Annotated in this window: 16 protein-coding genes; 11 read left to right on the forward strand and 5 right to left on the reverse strand. The window is 70.7% G+C overall.

Annotation, left to right across the window (positions count from 1 at the left end):
* Positions 1-25: 25 nt before the first annotated feature.
* The 7 genes from EJV46_RS04270 (at position 26) to EJV46_RS04300 (ending at position 5,921) form a co-directional block, all read left to right on the forward strand.
* On the forward strand, positions 26-895 hold the full coding sequence (locus tag EJV46_RS04270) for a hypothetical protein (RefSeq protein ID WP_131547343.1): 870 nt from the start codon (positions 26-28) through the stop codon (positions 893-895).
* A gap of 76 nt (positions 896-971) precedes the next feature.
* A complete protein-coding gene (locus EJV46_RS04275) occupies positions 972-1,904 on the forward strand; it encodes a ribose-phosphate pyrophosphokinase (protein WP_131547344.1) in 933 nt (310 codons plus the stop codon).
* Positions 1,905-1,917: 13 nt separating this feature from the next.
* Complete coding sequence (locus EJV46_RS04280) at positions 1,918-2,535, forward strand: glutathione S-transferase family protein (protein ID WP_131547345.1); 618 nt, start codon at positions 1,918-1,920, stop codon at positions 2,533-2,535.
* Between the two features lie 24 nt (positions 2,536-2,559).
* A complete protein-coding gene (locus EJV46_RS04285; protein WP_131547346.1) occupies positions 2,560-3,186 on the forward strand; it encodes a glutathione S-transferase family protein in 627 nt (208 codons plus the stop codon).
* Positions 3,183-3,797 (forward strand): glutathione S-transferase family protein, encoded by a 615-nt coding sequence (locus EJV46_RS04290; protein ID WP_131547347.1) that lies wholly within the window; start codon positions 3,183-3,185, stop codon positions 3,795-3,797. Before EJV46_RS04285 ends, EJV46_RS04290 begins: the two co-directional genes overlap by 4 nt.
* Positions 3,794-4,363, forward strand: a complete 570-nt coding sequence (locus EJV46_RS04295) for a histidine phosphatase family protein (RefSeq protein WP_131547348.1) — start codon at positions 3,794-3,796, stop codon at positions 4,361-4,363. The genes EJV46_RS04290 and EJV46_RS04295 overlap by 4 nt, the downstream gene beginning before the upstream one ends.
* A gap of 40 nt (positions 4,364-4,403) precedes the next feature.
* Positions 4,404-5,921, forward strand: a complete 1,518-nt coding sequence (locus tag EJV46_RS04300; RefSeq protein ID WP_131547349.1) for an amidohydrolase family protein — start codon at positions 4,404-4,406, stop codon at positions 5,919-5,921.
* Between the two features lie 4 nt (positions 5,922-5,925).
* Here EJV46_RS04300 and EJV46_RS04305 read toward each other — a convergent pair whose 3' ends face one another.
* The 3 genes from EJV46_RS04305 to EJV46_RS04315 form a co-directional block, all read right to left on the reverse strand.
* The gene (locus tag EJV46_RS04305) at positions 5,926-6,888 is read right to left on the reverse strand and encodes an endonuclease/exonuclease/phosphatase family protein (RefSeq protein ID WP_131547350.1); all 963 of its coding nucleotides are present in this window, start codon (positions 6,886-6,888) and stop codon (positions 5,926-5,928) included.
* Between the two features lie 4 nt (positions 6,889-6,892).
* Complete coding sequence (locus EJV46_RS04310) at positions 6,893-8,593, reverse strand: di-heme-cytochrome C peroxidase (protein ID WP_131547351.1); 1,701 nt, start codon at positions 8,591-8,593, stop codon at positions 6,893-6,895.
* A gap of 162 nt (positions 8,594-8,755) precedes the next feature.
* Positions 8,756-9,880 carry an anhydro-N-acetylmuramic acid kinase gene (locus EJV46_RS04315; RefSeq protein ID WP_131548025.1) on the reverse strand — a complete coding sequence of 375 codons (1,125 nt, stop codon included), beginning with the start codon at positions 9,878-9,880 and terminating at the stop codon, positions 8,756-8,758.
* Between the two features lie 54 nt (positions 9,881-9,934).
* Between EJV46_RS04315 and tyrS the strand changes: the two genes are divergently transcribed.
* The gene (gene tyrS, locus EJV46_RS04320) at positions 9,935-11,158 is read left to right on the forward strand and encodes a tyrosine--tRNA ligase (RefSeq protein WP_131547352.1); all 1,224 of its coding nucleotides are present in this window, start codon (positions 9,935-9,937) and stop codon (positions 11,156-11,158) included.
* Between the two features lies 1 nt (position 11,159).
* Here the strand turns inward: tyrS and EJV46_RS04325 are convergent, their stop codons facing one another.
* Positions 11,160-13,133 (reverse strand): AsmA-like C-terminal region-containing protein, encoded by a 1,974-nt coding sequence (locus tag EJV46_RS04325; RefSeq protein ID WP_131547353.1) that lies wholly within the window; start codon positions 13,131-13,133, stop codon positions 11,160-11,162.
* Between the two features lie 148 nt (positions 13,134-13,281).
* On the opposite strand from EJV46_RS04325, the gene EJV46_RS04330 reads away from it, so the two are divergent.
* The 3 genes from EJV46_RS04330 to EJV46_RS04340 are packed head-to-tail and all read left to right on the forward strand — an operon-like array spanning position 13,282 to position 17,295.
* Positions 13,282-14,982 carry an amidohydrolase family protein gene (locus EJV46_RS04330; protein ID WP_131547354.1) on the forward strand — a complete coding sequence of 567 codons (1,701 nt, stop codon included), beginning with the start codon at positions 13,282-13,284 and terminating at the stop codon, positions 14,980-14,982.
* A gap of 55 nt (positions 14,983-15,037) precedes the next feature.
* Positions 15,038-16,732, forward strand: a complete 1,695-nt coding sequence (locus EJV46_RS04335; protein ID WP_131547355.1) for an amidohydrolase family protein — start codon at positions 15,038-15,040, stop codon at positions 16,730-16,732.
* Positions 16,729-17,295, forward strand: a complete 567-nt coding sequence (locus tag EJV46_RS04340; protein WP_131547356.1) for a DUF7002 family protein — start codon at positions 16,729-16,731, stop codon at positions 17,293-17,295. The genes EJV46_RS04335 and EJV46_RS04340 overlap by 4 nt, the downstream gene beginning before the upstream one ends.
* On the opposite strand, the gene EJV46_RS04345 is transcribed toward EJV46_RS04340, so the two are convergent.
* Positions 17,287-18,222 (reverse strand): Gfo/Idh/MocA family protein, encoded by a 936-nt coding sequence (locus EJV46_RS04345; protein WP_131547357.1) that lies wholly within the window; start codon positions 18,220-18,222, stop codon positions 17,287-17,289. The two genes, EJV46_RS04340 and EJV46_RS04345, sit on opposite strands and share 9 nt — an antisense overlap.
* Between the last annotated feature and the right edge of the window lie 80 nt (positions 18,223-18,302).

Raw genomic sequence — 18,302 nt, forward strand, 5'->3', positions numbered from 1 at the left:
CTGATCCTGGGGGCGATGGCGTCCTGTGTCCTGGCCTAGCCCCCTTCTCCTCGCGCTGCTGCTCGCCCTCGGCGCCTGCTCGAACAGCATCACGCCGCATTGGGGCAATCCGGGCGCCGCCTCGCGGCAGCTCGCCATTCCGCTGGCCGTCCGGCTCGCCATCCGGCCGCCGCCCGAGGCGCTGCTGGACGACACCGCCGCCCGCCGGCTGGCGGAGGCCGTGGCCGACGGGCTGCAGGCGGCCGACGTCCCGGCCATTTCCACGGTCACGCCGCTGCCGCTCGACTGGAAGCTCGACATCACCGCCGCGGTCAGCGGCGCCCAGGTCCAGCCGCGCTTCGCGATCCGCAATGCCGACGGGCGAGAGCAGGGCGTGGTGGAGACCACGCCGGTGGCGGCCCGGAACTGGGCCGAGGCGACGCCGGAGCTGATCGGCGCCGTGGCCGCCCAGGCGGTCCCCCGCGTCACCCAGATGCTGCTCTCGGTGCAGGCGGCCCGCGCCGCGGCCAGCCCCTCCGCGATTTCCGCGGGCCCGCCGCGCGTGCGCTTCATCCCCATCACCGGTGCCCCGGGCGACGGCAACACGGCGCTGACCTCCCGGATGCGGGGCTTCCTGGGCAATCTGGGCTACGTCATGCAGGACACGGCCGAGGGCGCGGCTTTCGCCGTGACGGCGGAGGTCGCCGTCCTGCCGGTGAACCCGGCCACGCAGCGGGTGGAGATCCAATGGATCGTCTCGCGCCGCGACGGGCACGAGCTTGGCCGCGTGGTGCAGCTCAACGAGGTTCCGGCCGGCTCGCTCTCCCGCTTCTGGGGCGATGTCGCCTATGTGGCCGCGGAACAGGCGGCCGGGGGCGTGCAGACCATCATCCGGAACGCCAGCACGCCAGGGTGAACCGGAGCGCAAGTTTACACATCGGTGCCGGGGGGCTATCGACGGCCCGCCAGCCGAACCAGGGGTATCCGGGCCGATGAAGATCGTTGCGTGCAACAGCAACCTGCCGCTGGCCAAGGCCGTCGCCGACAAGCTGGGGATGCCGCTGACCAACGCCTCGGTCCGCCGCTTCGCCGACATGGAGGTCTTCGTCGAGATCCACGAGAACATCCGCGGCGAGGATGTCTTCGTCATCCAGTCCACCAGCTACCCGGCCAACGACAACCTGATGGAGCTGCTCATCACCCTGGACGCGCTGCGCCGCTCCTCGGCGCGGCGGGTCACGGCGGTGCTGCCCTATTTCGGCTATGCCCGGCAGGACCGGAAGAGCAGCCCGCGCTCGCCGATCTCGGCCAAGCTGGTGGCCAACCTCATCACCCAGGCCGGTGCCGACCGGGTGCTGACGATGGACCTGCATGCCGGCCAGATCCAGGGCTTCTTCGACATTCCCGTGGACAACCTCTACGCCGCGCCGCTCTTCTCGCGCGACATCCAGACCCGATTCGCCGGCCGTGACCTCATGGTGGTGAGCCCCGACGTGGGCGGCGTGGTCCGCGCCCGCACCATCGCCCAGCAGATCCACTCCGACCTCGCCATCATCGACAAGCGCCGCCCCCAGGCCGGCGTCTCCGAGGTGATGAACGTCATCGGCGACGTGACGGGCCGGCACTGCATCATCATCGACGACATCATCGACAGCGGCGGCACCCATTGCAACGCGGCCCAGGCGCTGATGGACCACGGGGCGCGCTCGGTCAGCGCCTATGTGACGCACGGCGTCTTCTCGGGTGGCGCGGTGGCGCGCGTGGAGAAGTCGCCCATCGAGACCATGATCGTCACCGACAGCATCGCGGCGACCTCGGCGGTGCAGGAGGCGACCAATATCCGCCAGCTTCCCATCGCGCCGCTTCTCGCCGAAGCTATGCGGCGCATCAGCGAGGAGAGGTCGGTCTCGTCGCTGTTCTGCTGAACCAGGAGACCACATGAAGCTCTTCTACGGACCCGGTGCCTGCTCGATCGGCATCCATGTGATCCTGGAGGAGCTGGGCCTCCCCTTCGAGACCCAGCGCGTCTCCACCCGCGACGGCTCCAACCGCAAGCCGGACTACCTGGCGATCAACCCCAAGGCCAAGGTGCCCGCGCTGATGCGCGACGACGGCTCCGTGCTGACCGAGTTCCCGGTCATCGCCTGGTGGCTGGCCAAGTCCCACCCCGGGGCCGGGCTGATCCCCCCGGATTTCGAGGGCGAGGCGCGCACTCTGGAATGGCTCGACTATCTCTGCGGCACCGTGCACCCGCAGGGCTTCACCCGGCAGTTCCGCCCGGAGAACTTCGCGAAGGACGAGGCCGACAAGCTGCGCGTCGTCGCACAGGGCGTGGCTCTGGCGCAAGGCTATCTGGAACTGGTCGAGGGCAGGATCGCCGGCGATCCCTGGCTGCTGGCCTCGGGCTATTCGGTGGCCGATGCCGCCCTCTTCTTCCTCGCCAACTGGGCGGCCGGCCGAGCCGGCATGACCCTGCCGCCCAAGGTGGCCAGGCATCTCGAGGCCATGAAGGCCCGCCCCGCCGTGCAACGTGTGATCGCCCGCGAAGCAGCCTGAATCCCGACGAGAAGGAAAAGTCCCATGAAGCTCTTCTACGCCCCCGGCGCCTGCTCCCTCGGCATCCACGTCCTGCTGGAGGAGAGCGGCGCCGCCTACAAGGCCGAGTTGCTGAACCTGCGCGAGGGGGCGCAGTTCAAGCCGGAATTCACCTCGATCAACCCGAAGTCGAAGGTGCCGACGCTGCAGAAGGACGACGGCTCGGTCCTCACCGAGTTCCCCGCCATCGCCTTCTGGATCGCGGCGACGAATCCCGCCGCGAAGCTCATGCCCGCCACGCCGGACGGCCAGGCCCGGGCGCTGGAAGCGACCGACTATGCCGTCGCGACCATCCACATGCAGGGCTTCTCCCGCATGTTCCGCCCCGCCAACTACGCGCCGTCGGAGGCCGACCATGAGGCGGTGAAAGACAAGGGCCGCGAGATGTTCCTCAAGGGCCTCGCCTGGCTGGACAAGGCGCTGGAGGGCAAGGACTACGTCGCCGGCGAATTCTCCTTCGGCGACGCCGCGCCCTTCTACGTCACCTTCTGGGCCAAGGAGCGCATGAACCTGCCGCTGCCGCCCAATGTCGCGGCCTTCTACAAGCGCATGCTGGCGCGGCCGGCGGTGGCGAAGGTCATGGCCGACGAAGGCCTGGCGGTCGCCGCGTGATCCTCTACGTCTCCACGCGCAGCTCCAGCCTGGCGGCGAGGCTCGCCTTCGCGCTGTCCGGCCTGCCGGGAGACGTGCAGGAGATCAGCCTGCGCCAGGGCGAGGGCCGCACGCCGGAATACCTCGCCCTCAACCCCAAGGGCCAGGTCCCGACCCTGCTGCTGGACGACGGCCAGGCCCTGACCGAGACGCCGGCCATCCTGCTGGCCATCGGCGAGATGGCGCCGGAGAGCGGCCTCATCCCCACGGAACGCATGGCGCGCTGGCGGGTGATGGAATGGCTCTCCTGGTGCGCCTGGCACCTGCCGCGGAGCTTCCATCCGGGCTTCGCGCCCGGCCGCTTCGGCCCGGCCTCGGCCGAGAGCGAGATCCGCGCCTCGGCCGTCGCCCGGGTGGAGGAGATGCTGGCCTTCCTCGACCGGGGCCTGGAGGACCGGGACTGGATCGTGGGCGAGGCCGTGACCGCCGCCGACTGCTATATCGCGCTGGTTACCGTGCTCGCCGGCTTCCTCGGCGTCGCGCCGCCCGATGCGCTCCTGGCCCACCGGAAGCGCCTCTTCTCCCTCCCCGTCCTCGCAGACACGCTGGCAGCCGAAGGGTTCTCCGCATGAGCCTCAACCCCATCCCCTTCTGGTACCTCCGTCACGGCGAGACCGACTGGAACGCCGAGGGGCGGAGCCAGGGCAATGTGGACATCCCGCTGAACCATGTCGGCATCCTGCAGGCGAAGCGGGCGGCAAAGACGCTGCATCCCGTGCCGATCAGGACGATCGTCTCCTCGCCGCTCAGCCGCGCCAAGGATACGGCGGACATGGCCGCCGAGGTGCTCAAGCTCCCCGTCCTGGTGGACGAGGATCTGCGCGAGGTGAATTTCGGCGTCCAGGAGGGCGAGCCCATGGGCGACTGGTATGACGACTGGATCGCCGACAGGTTCACCCCCGAGGGCGCCGAGACCTTCGCCCAGCTGCGCGCCCGCTGCGTCCGCGCCATCAACCGCGCCACCGCCCTGCCCGGCCCCGTGCTGGTGGTCGCGCATGGGGCGCTCTGGCGTGCCTTCCGCTACGAGGCGGGCCTGCCGGCCAATGTCCGCACGCCCAATGCGCTGCCGCTGCAGGTGAAGCCCGACGGCCAGGGCAGCTGGAGCATTGAGGCGCTGGAGCTCGTCCCGGAGTTCTGAAGGCGAAGGGCGGAGCCCCCTCGAAAGCACGGAGAACGTCATGGCGAAGGCGGAACCAGGCTGGCAGATCCTCCGCGGCGGGCGGCTGGCGGAGGTCACCCGTCGCCGCGCCGGCCATGCCGACATCGTCATCCAGGACGGCGTGATCCGCGAGGTCGGCGAGAATCTGGCCGCGCCGGAGGGCGCCGCCGTCGTCGACGCCTCCGGCTTCCTGCTGCATCCGGGCCTCACCAATGCCCATACCCACGGCCATGGCGGCCTCGGCCGGGGCCAGGGCGACCGCTGGAGCCTGGAGACGCTGCTGGCCTCCGCGCCGTGGGTCGGCGGCAGCCGCGCGCTTTCCGACAAGCGGCTCTCGGTGCTGCTCTGCGCGGCCGAGATGGTCGCCAAGGGCTGCACCACCGCCTACGACCTCTGCACCGAGATCCCGCTGCCCTCCGTCGAGGGGCTGGACGCGGTGGCCGATGCCTATGCGACCGTGGGCATGCGCGCGGTGGTCGCGCCCATGGTGGCGGACCGCTCGCTCTACGAGGCCATCCCCGGCCTGCTGGACGCCCTGCCCGACAAGCTCCGCCGCGAGGCCGAGAAGATCAGGCTCCGCCCCTGGCAGGAGACGCTGGCCGTCATGGAGCAGGCGCTCCGCGACTGGCGCTGGAACGCGGAGGACATCCGCTTCGCCGTCGCGCCGACCATCCCGCATCACTGCACGCGGGAGTTCCTCTGTGGCTGCCGCGACCTCGCCCGGAAGTACGAGGTGGGCCTCCACAGCCATGTCGCCGAGAGCAAGGTGCAGGCGCTGGTCGGCCTGCAGAGCTACGGCATGACGCTGGCGCGCTACATGGACAGCCTGGGCCTCGTCGGGCCGCAGTTCACCGTCGCGCACGGCGTCTGGCTGGACGATGACGACCTGCGGATGCTCGCCGACCGCGGCGCCTCCATCGCGCACAACCCGGCCTCGAACATGAAGCTGGGCAACGGGATGTTCCGGCTGAAGCGGGCGCTGGACCTCGGCGTGAATGTGGGCCTCGGCACCGATGGCGTGACCAGCGGCGACAATTCCAACATGTACGAGGCGATGCGGCTGGCCGCCTTCACCTCGCATGTGCAGACGCCCGATCCGCGGGCCTGGGCGACGGCGGAGCAGGTCTATCACGCCGGGACGCTGGGCTCGGCACGGGCGGCCGGCTTCACGGATATCGGCGCGATCGAGCCCGGGATGAAGGCGGACATCGTCTTCCTCGACCTCGCGACGCCGCACTGGATGCCGCACAACGCGACGCTGAACCAGATGATCCACGCCGAGGATGCGACGGCCGTGCGCCACGTCATGATCGGCGGCCGCTTCGTCTATCGCGACCGGAAGCACACCATGCTGGACATGGCGAAGCTGGCGGCGGAGGCCGAGGAGGCGCGCGACCGGCTGGACGCCGCCAATGCCGAGCAGAAGGCGCTGTTCGACCTGCTGGAGCCGGTGGTGGCGAGCTTCTGCTCGGGCCTCGCGGCGCGGCCCTATCACCTGTCGCGCTACATGTGCGACGCGCCCAATTCGGGAATCTGAAGGTTCAGCGGCCGAATTCCACCCAGAGCGGGAAATGGTCGGAGATCCGGTAGGAGAGCTGCTGGACCGTCAGCTCCGGCATCGTCACGCCACGGAAGTCGAAATTGCCGCCGGTGCGGTATTCGAGGGTGAGATAGGGCTTCTTCCGGACCGTCTCGAACCAGGCGACCTGATCGAAGAAATTCGTGTTCCTGGATCCGCCGAACACGGTGCGGGGCAGGCCCTTATGGTCCGGCGCCGGCGTCAGCCCCGTCGAGACGAAGGCCTCGTAGAGGGGGTCGCCCTCGCGATCGATGTTGAAGTCGCCCAGGCAGATCAGGTTATGGCCGAAATCATCCTCCTGCTCGGCCCAGGCGCGGAGCCAGCGCGCGATGGCGAGGAGCTCGTCCTTCCGCTTCGCGCTCTGGTCGCCGTAGATGACGTGCAGCGTGACCAGCACGAAGGTCTTCGTCCCGGCCAGGAAGCTCACCGCGTAGGGCGTGCGCACGAACTGGCGCTGAAAGGCGTTGGCCGCGCTCGAGAAGGGCGTGTCGAGATCGTCGGGCACCACCAGCTCGCAGGCCAGGCCGGACAGCCGCACGCGCTCCGTGTCGAAGAGATAGGCCAGACGCTCGGCGTTCCCGGCCTGGCCATAGGTGACGTCCGTCATGGCGAAGGCCCATTGCGGACCGAGCAGCTTGAGCACGTCGCGCAGGGCCCTGAGGTCGGCCTTCACTTCCTGGATGGCGATGACGTCGAAGCGCCGGAGCACCTCGGCGATGGCGAGCGCGCTGTGCAGGTCGCGCCGGGGGCTGTCATCCGGGCCGCTGTGCCATTTGCGGGTCAGGCTGCCGAAGGCGCGGAGGTTCCAGGTCGCGATCAGGAGGTTGTCCGGCTTGCGCTTCGGGATCCGGTCGTCGAGCGCGGCCCTCAGCACCGCAAGATCGGCGACGACATCGGGCGGCGGCGGATCGGTGATGACGGGCATGGGCCTATAGCGTCTTCAGGAACTCCACGAGATCGCGCCGCTGGGGCTCGGTCAGGGCCGGGCCGATGACGCCGTTGCCGCGCGGACCGTCGCGGAACTCATGGCCGCGGTTGGAATTGCCGGGGATGGTGGTGTCGAAGGGGAAGCCCCCCGGGAAGAGGCCGGTCTCGAAGCCCACATTCCGGGGATCGAACTGGCGGCTGCCGGTGACGAAGGTCCTGTCGCGCTGCTCGGCGGGAAGCAGCATCTGGTAGAGGCTCGGAACGGAGCCGTTGTGCAGGTAGGGCGCCGTCGCCCAGACGCCGTCCAGGGGGCGGGCGCGATAGGCGGCGAGAGCGCGCCACTCGTTCTCGCGAAAGCCGTCCATCTCCCGGCGCCGCTCCGGCGGGATGCCGTTCTGCTCGTACCAGGTCCGGATGACCTCGGTGGTCACGCGCCGCAGGCCCTCGGCGGCGGAAACCGGCGCAGGCGAGGCCAGGTCCGGATAGGCGCGGCGCTGGACGAAGTTCATGGCGGCCTTCGGATCGGTGCCGACATGCCCGAGCGCGACCATGTTCAGGCGCAGCTCCGGGCGCTCCGCCTCGCCGGGGCCGCCCGCCACCGTCGCCCAGCGCCCCGTGTGGCAGCCGGCGCAAAGGTTTCCGTAGAGCGCCGCCCCGCGGGACGCCGCCGCGCGGTCGATGGGGCCGAGCAGGTCTTCCGGCCAGGCCGGCGGCCGCAGCCCGCCTCGGGGGGCGGGTCCGGCCAGGAGGCGCTCCATCTCGTGGATCGTGTCGAGCCGCACCGTGGTGCGATACAGCTCCTCCCGCGAGCCGGTGAGCGTGGTGCCGGCGCGCACGCCCATCGCCTCGGCGACATTGCGGCCCATCGGCTGACGGATGGCGCCGTTGTACTGCACCCAGTCGAACCAGGACGCGTCCCAGAGCGCCGGGAAGCTCACCGGTCCGTCCGCCCGGGCAAAGTTGCGCCGGTCGTTCAGCCCGGTTCCGAAGACGAAGTTCCCGCCGCGACCCAGCGCATCGAGGCGGCCGAAGCCCTCCACGACCGGATAGAGCCGATCGGTGCGCGCGATGTCGAGCTCGCTGCGCCCCGCCGCGACGGCGCGGTCCAGCCGGTCCTTCAGGCGTTGCCGGGCCTCGGAGGTCGTCCCCCTCCCGAGCACGGCCGTGGCGAAGCGGTCGAAGCGGATCTCGGATTGCTGCGTCAGCAGCAGCGCCAGCCCGAGCTCCTGCTGAAAGGCGGCCGTATTGGTCATGGCCGGCCCGCCGTCGATGCGAAGGGCGCGGCCGCCCCGCTCGATCTGGCCGGTGTGGCAGGCGGCACAGGTCAGGCCCACGACCGTCTCGGGCGTCCCGTCGGCGGCGGGGAAGCGGTCGTCCGGGGCGAAGCCCACCGGCAGGCCATGCGGATTGGCCGTCGAGACGGGATCGGGCAGGAAGCCGAAGCGGGCCAGGTACTCGGGCGCCGCGAAGCGGGGGGAGCCGACCAGGCTCACCCCAGGTTGCTCCAGCGCCAGGAACCAGGCCAGGGGCATGAGACGGGTGCCCTGCGAGGCGTGGTAGAACCAGGCGCGCTGATCCTCGGTCCAGTTCTGCTCCGCGAAGGCAAGGGTACTGGGCGGCCGATACTCGGGCAGGTCGGCGCAGCTGACCCCCAGCGCAAGAACCAGCAACGCGATGCCGCCGAAGCCCACCCGTCTGGCCATCTCCGTCCCGCCCATTATTCCCGCGGGCACACTAGGCGTGGGGCAGTATCTTCCTCAACAAGAATACGCGAAGTCGCCGTCGCGTGGAGACGGCGAATATCGCCGGTTCTTGTCTCTGAATGCGGCCTGCGGTCGGCGATCTGGAGCTTTCGTCGGTGACGGCTACAGCAGCCCGCCCAGCACCTGCCCGCCCAGCAGCGGCCGCGGCGCGCCGGTCGTGCCCGGAAAGCTGATCGGCAGCCCGCGCGCCGTGCGGGCCGCGAGCACGGCGAAGCATTGCGCCTCCAGCGCGTCGCCGTTCCAGCCGGTGACCTCCACGGGCCGCACCGGCTCGCTGAGGGTCGCCGCCAGCGCCCGCATCATGGCCGGATTGCGCCGCCCGCCCCCGGCCACCAGCCATTGCAGCGGCGGCTCGGGGAAGTGCCGGGCCGCCGCCGCCACGCAGACCGCGGCGAAGGCGACCAGCGTGGCCGCGCCATCCTGCGGCGAGAGGCTTTGCGCCCCCGCCTCGCGCAGGGCCCGGTCGAAATCCAGCCGGTCCAGCGATTTCGGCGGCTTCTGCGCCAGATAGGGATGGGCCATCAGCCGTCCCAGCACCGCGCCGTCGGCCTGGCCGGCCAGCGCCAGATGGCCGTTCTTGTCGTAGTCCTTGCCGAGAGAGCGCTTGGCCCAATCGTCCAGCGGACCGTTGGCCGGGCCCGTGTCGAAGGCCAGCAGCTCTCCCTCCGGCCCCAGCCAGGTGACATTGCCCACCCCGCCGAGGTTCAGCACCGCGAGCGGCTTGGGCAGCCCGGCCGCGAGCGCGGCATGCGCGACCGGCACCAGCGGCGCCCCCTGCCCGCCCGCCGCCACGTCGGCGGTCCGGAAGTCGTAGGCGACGGAGAGGCCGGTCGCCTGCGCCAGCGCCCGCGCATCGCCGATCTGCCACGTATAGCCGCGTGCGTTGCGGCCATCGCCGGGACGGACCGGGCGATGCAGGATCGTCTGGCCGTGGAAGCCGACGAGCTCCGCCTCCGGCAGCCCGGCCCGCGCCGCCTCCAGCGCGATGCGCGCGACGGCCGCCGCATGCCGGTCCGTCAGCCGCGCGGTGCAGTCGAGCAGGAAGGGATCCTCTGCCGCGATGCCGGGCGCGAGTTCCAGCAGCCGCCGCAGGTCGCGCCGCAGCGCTGGCTCGTAGGGCAGCGTCACGGTGGGGCCCAGCTGGCCCACGCGCTCCCCGTCCGTTTCCACCCAGGCCGCGTCCACACCGTCCAGCGACGTGCCGCTCATCAGCCCCACGATTCTCAACATGGACCGAGTGTGCTACGCCGCACGGCCAAACGCCAACCGGGTCCGAACTTCATGTCCGACTTCCTCGAGATCATCCGCGAGCGCGGATTCATCCACCAGGTCACCGACGAGGCCGCGCTCACGGCCGCGTTCAGGGCGGGGCCGGTGGCGGGGTATATCGGCTTCGACGCGACGGCCGACAGCCTGCATGTCGGCCATCTCGTGCAGATCATGATGCTCCGCTGGATGGCGCGGACGGGCAATCGGCCGGTGGCGCTGATGGGCGGCGGCACGACCAAGATCGGCGATCCCTCCGGCCGCGACGAGACGCGCATGATCCTCACCGAGGAGCGCATCGAGGAGAACAAGGCCGGCATCCGCCGCGCCTTCGCCAACCTGCTCGAATTCGGCGAGGGCCCCGGCAAGGCCATGATGCTCGACAATGCCGAATGGCTGGACGGGCTGCGCTACATCCCCTTCCTGCGCGAGGTGGGCCGCCACTTCAGCGTGAACCGCATGCTGACCATGGACAGCGTGCGGCTGCGGCTGGAGCGCGACCAGCCGCTCACCTTCATCGAGTTCAACTACATGCTCCTGCAGAGCTACGACTTCGTGGAGCTGCGCCGGCGCCATGGCGTGACGCTTCAGATGGGCGGCAGCGACCAGTGGGGCAACATCGTGCTCGGCGCCGACCTCGTGCGCCGCATGGACCAGAAGGACGCCTTCGGCATCACCGCGCCGCTCATCACCACGGCCTCGGGCGCGAAGATGGGCAAGACCGCCGCCGGCGCGGTTTGGCTGAACGCCGACCGCGTCTCGCCCTACGACTACTGGCAGTTCTGGCGCAACGCGGAGGACGCGGATGTCGGCAGGTTCCTCGCGCTCTTCACCGAGCTGCCGATGGACGAGGTCCGCCGCCTGGGCGCGCTGCAGGGGGCCGAGGTGAACGAGGCCAAGAAGATCCTCGCCACGGCGGCGACCGCGCTGCTGCATGGGCGCGCCGCCGCCGATTCGGCCGCCGAGACCGCGCGGCAGGCCTTCGAGCAGGGCGCGGCCGCCGAGACGCTGCCCAGCATCACGTCGGCCCTGCCCGCCTCGCTGGCCGACCTGCTGGTCAGCGCCGGCCTGGCGTCCAGCAAGGGCGAGGCGCGGCGGCTGGTGGCGCAGAACGGCATCCGGCTGAACGACGATGTCGTGAGCGACGCGCAGCGGGCCGTGACGGCCGAGGACCTGCAGGACGGGGCGGCGAAGCTTTCGGCCGGGCGGAAGAAGCACGTGCTAGTGCGGGCCGGCTGACCTATCGCCGGGAACCCCGGCGCTGCGGCGGCGGGGCCCGGCGCGTGTTCCGGGCGGGACGCGCCGGAGCGGCGGCCGGCACCGCCGTGCCCTCGCTCACGCGGAAGCATCGGTTCCCGCGCGCGAAATCGCGCAGCTCGGCGGGGACCGCCGCCACCGTGTCGCCGGCCGCCAGCTTCGCCCGCCCCTCCGGCGACCAGCTCGCCGGGCGGATGCTCGGATCGGCGAAGCTGCCGCTCACGCGCATCGGGATGTCCAGCGCGAAGAAGTTGGTCGTGTCGCGCCGGCTGCCGATGACGAGGTCGAGCTGCCGGCGGTTCAGGTCGAAGCTCGCGATCCCCTCGATGGTGCCCGTGCCGGCCTCGATGCGCAGCGGCGCCACCTCCCCCACCCCGCGCCGGATCTCCGCCACCGCCAGCAGGCAGGAGACCGGGGTCATCCCGCGCGGCGTGCGGAAGAGCGAGCGGATATCGGTCGAGGCCATCTCGATGATCTCGCGCTGGATCTGGCCGCCGCTCATCGCGACCACGGCCGAGAGATTGGCCATCCGGCCCGCGGTATTGAGCGTCCGGCCCTGGCCCTGGACGATGACGCGCGCCTCCAGCCGCCCCGAGACCGGTAGCGCGCGCAGGCCGAAGGCGCGGCGCAGCGTCTCCACGTCGCCCTCGCGCATGGCGACCATGCCCAGCACCCCGACCTCCTGGCCCCGGCGCTCGAGCTGGCCTCGGGCGGAGATGCGCGCCGAGAAGGCCCGGAGGGCGAATTCGTCCACGACGATCCGGCCCTCGACGATGGCCGCCTGGATCCGGGCCTCGGAGGCGCGAAGCTGGCCGTAGCGCAGGTCTCCGGCCGTGAGACGGGCCTCGACCATCGGGTCGGGCTTCTCCTCCACGACCAGCGGCACGTCGGCGTCCTCCGCGGGGGCCCCGCCGGCGCGGGCCGGCGTGCCCAGCAGGCGGTTGAGGTCGAGCCGCGTGAAGTTGATCTGAGCGGTGATTCGGTCCGCATGGCCGTCGCCGCCCTCAGCCATCTGGAGCAGAGGGCCGGCGAGCGGCGCGCCGTCGATCGCGCCCGTCACCGCGGCGAGCTTCCAGAGGTCGCCGTGGCGCTCCATCCGCCCGCCGAGCCGGAGAGGCACGGCGGGCCCCGTGCCTCCGCCGCCGAGCGCGAGGAGCGTCGCCGGGGTGGGCGCTTCCACGGCCAGGTCGGCCTGGATGCCGTCGAAGTTCAGCGGATCCGTCGCCGTGCCGCGCAGGGTCAGGACCGTGTCGCCGCCGGCCGTCGCATGGAGGTCCAACGGGAAGGGCTCGGGCACGTCCCAGAACTGGAGATAGGTGCCGAGGGTGGTGTCGAGGACCACCGGCACCTCGTTGTAGGCGCCGTTGGCGAGCAGACGGACGGGCTGGTCCCGCGCGGGCGCCGCCAGGCGCGTGGAGTCGAGTCGGACGCGCAGGGCCTGGCCGCTGTTGGTGCGGATGACGATCTCGCTCCCCGTCAGTCGCAGCTCATGGATCATGGGAAAATCGCGCCGCGATTCCGGATCGGGCCCCGGCTGGGTCGGAGCCTGGGGCGGAGGCTCCTTGAAGCGCCAGTTTCGCTGGCGGTCGGCGTTGCGCTCCAGCAGCAGCGACAGTCCGTCGAGCGCCGCGCGCGTGACGATCACCTCGCGCCGCATGAGCAGCGGCCAGAGCTCCAGCTCCAGGTCTAGGGAGGCCAGCGTCATCATGTCCGGCCGCGAGCCGCCCTCGATATTGGCGAGCCGCACGCCGCGCGCCGCCACGGCAAGGTTCCGGCCGGGCGTCACGCGCAGGCTCTCGATCGCCACGCCCCGACCGGCCGCGGCCGAGGCGCGGCCCACGGCATAGGGCGCCAGCTCGATGCCGGGCAGCAGGAACCAGGCCGCCGTCAGGCCAGCCGGCACCAGGGCCGCGATCGAGGCGACCGCGACCAGGATCGCGATGGTCCTGCGCCTCAAGCTCAAACCCTTGTCATTCGGGGGAAATCCGGTCCGGAGCCGTGAACGTCATGGCATCGGGCAAGGTTGCCGGCAACGGCCCGCCGCGCGCATCTCCCCCTTTCGCCGCCGCTGTGGCATCCTGGGTCAAACAACGGGAAACATGTCCATGAACGACCCCAGCCTGGTCATCCGGGGCGGGACCATCGTCGACGGCACCGGCGCCGCGCCCTATGAGGCCGACATCGCCCTCGACGGCGCCCGCATCGCCGCCATCGGCAGGAACCTCTCCGTACCGCGCGGGACGGAGGAGATCGACGCGCGCGGCCAGCTCGTTACGCCCGGCTTCGTCGACATCCACACGCATTACGACGCGCAGGCGACCTGGACCTCGCGCATCCTCTCCTCCTCGCTGCACGGGGTGACCACGGCGCTGCTCGGCAATTGCGGCGTGGGCTTCGCGCCGTGCCGGCCGGAGAGCCGCGACATGCTCGTGAAGCTCATGGAAGGTGTGGAAGACCTCCCAGAAGTGGTTCTGACGGAAGGACTTCCTTGGAACTGGGAAACCTTCCCGGAATACCTGAAGGCGCTGGAATCCCGCCCCTACGACATGGATATCGCGACCCAGGTGCCGCATGCGGCGCTGCGCGTGCACGTGATGGGCCGCCGGGGCTTCGAGCGCGAGCCGGCCACCGCCGAGGACCGCGCCGAGATGGCCCGGCTGGCGCGCGAGGGGATCGCGGCCGGCGCCCTGGGCTTCTCCACCTCGCGCGCCATCGCCCACAGGACGCTGGCCGGCGAGCCCACCCCCACCCTCGGCGCCGCCGAGATCGAGCTGGCGGAGATCGCCGGGGGCCTGGGCGGCGGCTGGATGCAGCTCATCTCCGACTTCGACGATCCCGCCGAGGAGGAATGGGAGCGGCTGATGCGGATCGCCCGCCTCGCGAAGCGGCCGATGACCTTTTCCCTGCTCCAGCGCGAATCTCGCCCGGATTTCTGGCGCTGGCTGCTGGACCGCGTCAGCGACGCCAATGCCGAGGGCATCCGCATCACGGGCCAGGTGATGGGCCGGCCCGTGGGCCTCATGTTCGGCTGGGAGCTCTCGCAGCACCCCTTCCTCACCCGGACCGGCTATCGGGAGGTGGCGCATCTGCCCATCGCCGAGCGCGCCGCCGCCCTGCGCGACCCGGAGCGCCGCGCCCGCATCCTGGCCGAGCCCACCGCGGACCCGGCGCTGCATGCCCGCCTCAACAACTATGCCCGCATCTATAAGCTGACGCCGGACTACGAGCCGCCGCCCGAGGCCAGCGTCCTGGAGCAGGCCAGGATCCAGGGCCGCGACCCCGAGGACCTCTGCTACGACTGGATGCTGGAGGAAGGCGGCCGCGCCATCCTCAACCGCCCGCTGCTGAATTATGCGGACGGCAATCTCGACGCGATCCGGGAGATGGTGACGCACCCGCACACCTTGATGGGGCTCGGCGACGGCGGCGCCCATGTGGGCTATATCTGCGACGCCTCCTACACCACCCATATGTTGACCCATTGGGCCCGCGACCGGGCGCGGGGCAATAGGCTGCCGGTGGAGTTCGTGGTGAAGCGCCTCTCCGCCGACAACGCCCATGCGCTCGGGCTCAAGGATCGCGGCGTTCTCGCCGAAAATCTGAAGTCCGACCTCAATATTATTGATTTTCAAGAATTATCTATCGAGCGGCCGGACATGCGCTACGACCTGCCCGCCGGCGGCAAGCGGCTGGTCCAGGGCGCCAGGGGCTACACCGCGACGATCTGCTCCGGGCAGGTCACGCAGCGCAATGGCGAGATGACCGAGGCCCTGCCCGGCCGTCTCATCCGGGGAGGAAAGCAATGAACGCCACCGATTCACGCCTTCGGGCCTGCCCTATCCAGCGATCGGAGGCGATGCGATGAAGCACGATCTGGTCATCCGCGGCGGACATGTCGTCGACGGCACGGGAACGCCCGGCTTCGAGGCGGATGTCGCTATCCAGGACGGCGAGATCGTGCAGGTCGGCACGGTCTCCGGCTCCGGCCGCGAGGAGATCGACGCGCGCGGGCTGATGGTGACCCCCGGCTTCGTGGACATCCACACGCATTATGACGGCCAGGCGGTGTGGGACAGCCATCTCGCCCCCTCCTCGATCCATGGCGTCACCACCGCGCTCATGGGCAATTGCGGCGTGGGCTTCGCGCCCTGCCGCGCTGCCGACCGCGAGACGCTGATCGCCCTCATGGAGGGCGTGGAGGACATCCCCGGCCCCGTCCTGCACGAGGGGCTGAGCTGGTCCTGGGAGAGCTTTCCCGAATATCTCGACGCCCTGGAGCGGAAGGAGCGCGACATCGACATCGGCGCCCTGCTGCCGCATGGCGCGCTCCGCGTGCATGTGATGGGCGCGCGGGCGCTGGAGCTCGAGAACGCGACCCGGAGCGAGATCGACGCGATGCGCGCCCTGACGGCCGAGGCCGTCGCCGCCGGGGCCTTCGGCGCCAGCACCAGCCGCACCATCAGCCACAAGACCCTCGCCGGCGATCCCACCCCCACGCTCAAGGCCCAGGAGGAGGAGCTGATCGGCCTCGCCGCCGGACTCACCGAGGGCGGCGGCGGGTTGCTGGAGATGATCTCCGACTGGAACACGCCCGATCCCGCCACCGAATTCGCCATCGTCCGGCGCGTGGCGGCGGCGTCGGGCCGGCCCATCCTCTTCTCGCTCACGGCCCGGCACGACCGGACCGAGGCCTGGAAGGAGCTGCTGGCGCTGTCGGACGAGGCGGCGGCCAATGGTCTCGACATCCGGCCGGTCTTCCCGCCGCGGCCGATCGGCATCCTGCTCGGCCTCGTCGGCAGCCAGAATCCTTTTTCCGGCTGCCCCTCCTACAAGGAGATCGCGCATCTGCCGCCGAAGGTGCGCGCCGCCGCGATGCGCGACCCGGAGCGCCGCCGGAAAATCCTGTCGGAAGATCGCGTTGTAGGCTCCAATTTCCCGCTCATCACACGACTGAGCTGGGCTCGCATGTTCCCCTTCGGCGATCCGCCGGACTACGCGCCGCCCCGGGAGAAGAGCCTCGAGGCCCATGCCGAGCGCACCGGCCAGAAGCCCGAAGACTTCACCTACGACTATCTCGCCGAGGGTGACGGAGCCAATTTCCTCTTCGCGCCGCTTACGAACTTCGCCGACTACACCCTTGATGCATCGGCAGAATGCATGCGGCACCGCAACGCCATCATCGGCCTTTCCGACGGCGGCGCCCATGTCGGCTTCATCTCAGACGGCTCCTTCCCGACCTTCGTGCTGATGCACTGGCCGAGCCGCGGCTTCCGCATCGAGGAGCTGGTCCGCCGCCAGACGAGCGACACCGCCCGCGCCATGGGCCTGCGCGACCGCGGCGTGGTGGCGCCCGGGCTGCTGGCCGACCTGAACATCATCGCGCGCGACGAACTCGGCTTGGAGGCGCCGCGCATGCTCCATGACCTGCCGGCCGGCGGGAAGCGGCTGATGCAGGGCTCGCGGGGCTATCGCGCGACGATCAAGCGCGGGGTGGTGACCTATCGCAACGGGATCGCCACGGGCGCCCTGCCCGGGAAGCTGCTGCGGCGACATTGAACGGCTTCGCGGCGCGCGTCCCTCTTCTTTACCACGCGACACCTGTCGCGGCGGTAAAGCCGATCCTGGATGAGGGATTACTTCCAGCGGCAGCCCTTGCCGAGCGGCACGGTCAGGCGATCACGGACAACCGTGATAGGTGGCTGTGCGTTCCAGGCGGCGAGATGCTGCGCCGCCAGGGGATGCCGGATAAAAGTCTTGCGAGCCGCCTTGGTCCTGGCCTCTCGCCCGAGGACTGGCGCGTCTTTATCAACGGCCACGTCTTCCTGTTCCCGGATCGTACCGCGGCTGCCGGACTGGCCGCCTCGAAGCGTGACGCCGACGTGCCTCAGGCCGTGCTCGAATTCGAAACCGCGGCGCTGCTTGCCGCCGGCCTGAGGCTCGTCTTCTGCCGGTTCAACAATGGTTTTCTTGATCGGAGCCCGCCCGACAAACGGCGCCTCCGCGGCTTCCAAGATTATCGGCCCATCGAAGAATGGCGCTCGGGCGCCGGTCTCAAAGAGATCGCCATCCTCGGCGGTGTACCGGCGGGCATCGGTGACCCGCGCCTTGCCTCAGGTTAGCGCCGCCTCGACTCGCAGCGCCGCATCCAGGGCGGCACGACCCTGCGCGCCGTTCGCCTCACGGGGCGTTCCGTCGCGGATGGCCGCGACGAATGCGGCCTGCTCGGCCTCCAGGCTGTCGTGATCCACCCAGCTCCGGCGGGTCAGGCCCCAGCCCGGCATGGCCTCCACCGGCTCCTCGCCGCCCGGCGCCAGGAACTCCAGGCTGCGCGCGAGGAAATCGACCCGCATCTCGCCCTCGGGCCCGAGCAGCCGCAGCTTCCGCTCCAGCCCCACGGCGACACGGCTGGCCGTCACCTGCGCCTGGGTACCGTCCTCGAAGCGGAGCTGCGCCACGGCCCAATCCGGCAGCGCCGTCATGAGGCTGCCGCCCACCGCCCGCACCTCGGCCAGCGGCGCGGGCACCAGGGAGAGGATCAGGTCGAGGTCGTGGATCATGAGGTCCAGGACGACGGAGACGTCCAGGCTGCGCGGCCGGAAAGGGGCCACGCGCGCCGCCTCGAGCGAGACCAGCCGGCGGCCGCCCAGGCTTTCCCGCAAGGTCCGGATCGCGGCGGAGTGGCGCTCGATCTGGCCGACCATCAGCACCAGGCGCCGTTCGGCCGCGAGCGCGATCAGCGCATCGGCCTCCGCCAGCGTCGCCGTGATGGGCTTTTCCACGAAGACGTGCTTGCCCGCTTTCAGCGCGGCCTCGGCCAGACGGGCGTGGAAGAGCGTCGGCGTGGCGATCACCACCGCGTCGCAGGCGGCCAGCAGAGCCTCGGCCGGCAGCGCTGGGCAGCCCGCCTCCATCGCCACCTGCGCGGCGCGGGCCGGGTCGGCATCGTGCAGCCCGGCCAGGCTCGCGCCGGTCGCGGCGCGCAGCTTGAGGGTGTGGAAGCGGCCGAAATGGCCCGCGCCGAAGACGCCGATCCGGGGGGAATCCATCCGCGCTCCCTACTCCCTCCGTCCGAGGCTTGCATCCCCCCCGCCCGCTCGTCATGTTCCGGCCGAATCGCTGTTCGAGG

The organism is Roseococcus sp. SYP-B2431 (assembly GCF_004336745.1).
In the GTDB taxonomy this organism is placed as follows: Bacteria; Pseudomonadota; Alphaproteobacteria; order Acetobacterales; family Acetobacteraceae; genus Roseococcus.

What these genes read in the sequence shown, in the direction of transcription:
- EJV46_RS04275 (WP_131547344.1), top strand. Translation starts at nt 972, where the DNA reads ATGAAGATCGTTGCGTGCAACAGCAACCTGCCGCTGGCCAAGGCCGTC.
- EJV46_RS04280 (WP_131547345.1), top strand. Translation starts at nt 1,918, where the DNA reads ATGAAGCTCTTCTACGGACCCGGTGCCTGCTCGATCGGCATCCATGTG.
- EJV46_RS04285 (WP_131547346.1), top strand. Translation starts at nt 2,560, where the DNA reads ATGAAGCTCTTCTACGCCCCCGGCGCCTGCTCCCTCGGCATCCACGTC.
- EJV46_RS04295 (WP_131547348.1), top strand. Translation starts at nt 3,794, where the DNA reads ATGAGCCTCAACCCCATCCCCTTCTGGTACCTCCGTCACGGCGAGACC.
- EJV46_RS04300 (WP_131547349.1), top strand. Translation starts at nt 4,404, where the DNA reads ATGGCGAAGGCGGAACCAGGCTGGCAGATCCTCCGCGGCGGGCGGCTG.
- EJV46_RS04305 (WP_131547350.1), bottom strand. Translation starts at nt 6,888, where the DNA reads ATGCCCGTCATCACCGATCCGCCGCCGCCCGATGTCGTCGCCGATCTT.
- EJV46_RS04310 (WP_131547351.1), bottom strand. Translation starts at nt 8,593, where the DNA reads ATGGCCAGACGGGTGGGCTTCGGCGGCATCGCGTTGCTGGTTCTTGCG.
- tyrS (WP_131547352.1), top strand. Translation starts at nt 9,935, where the DNA reads ATGTCCGACTTCCTCGAGATCATCCGCGAGCGCGGATTCATCCACCAG.
- EJV46_RS04330 (WP_131547354.1), top strand. Translation starts at nt 13,282, where the DNA reads ATGAACGACCCCAGCCTGGTCATCCGGGGCGGGACCATCGTCGACGGC.
- EJV46_RS04335 (WP_131547355.1), top strand. Translation starts at nt 15,038, where the DNA reads ATGAAGCACGATCTGGTCATCCGCGGCGGACATGTCGTCGACGGCACG.
- EJV46_RS04345 (WP_131547357.1), bottom strand. Translation starts at nt 18,222, where the DNA reads ATGGATTCCCCCCGGATCGGCGTCTTCGGCGCGGGCCATTTCGGCCGC.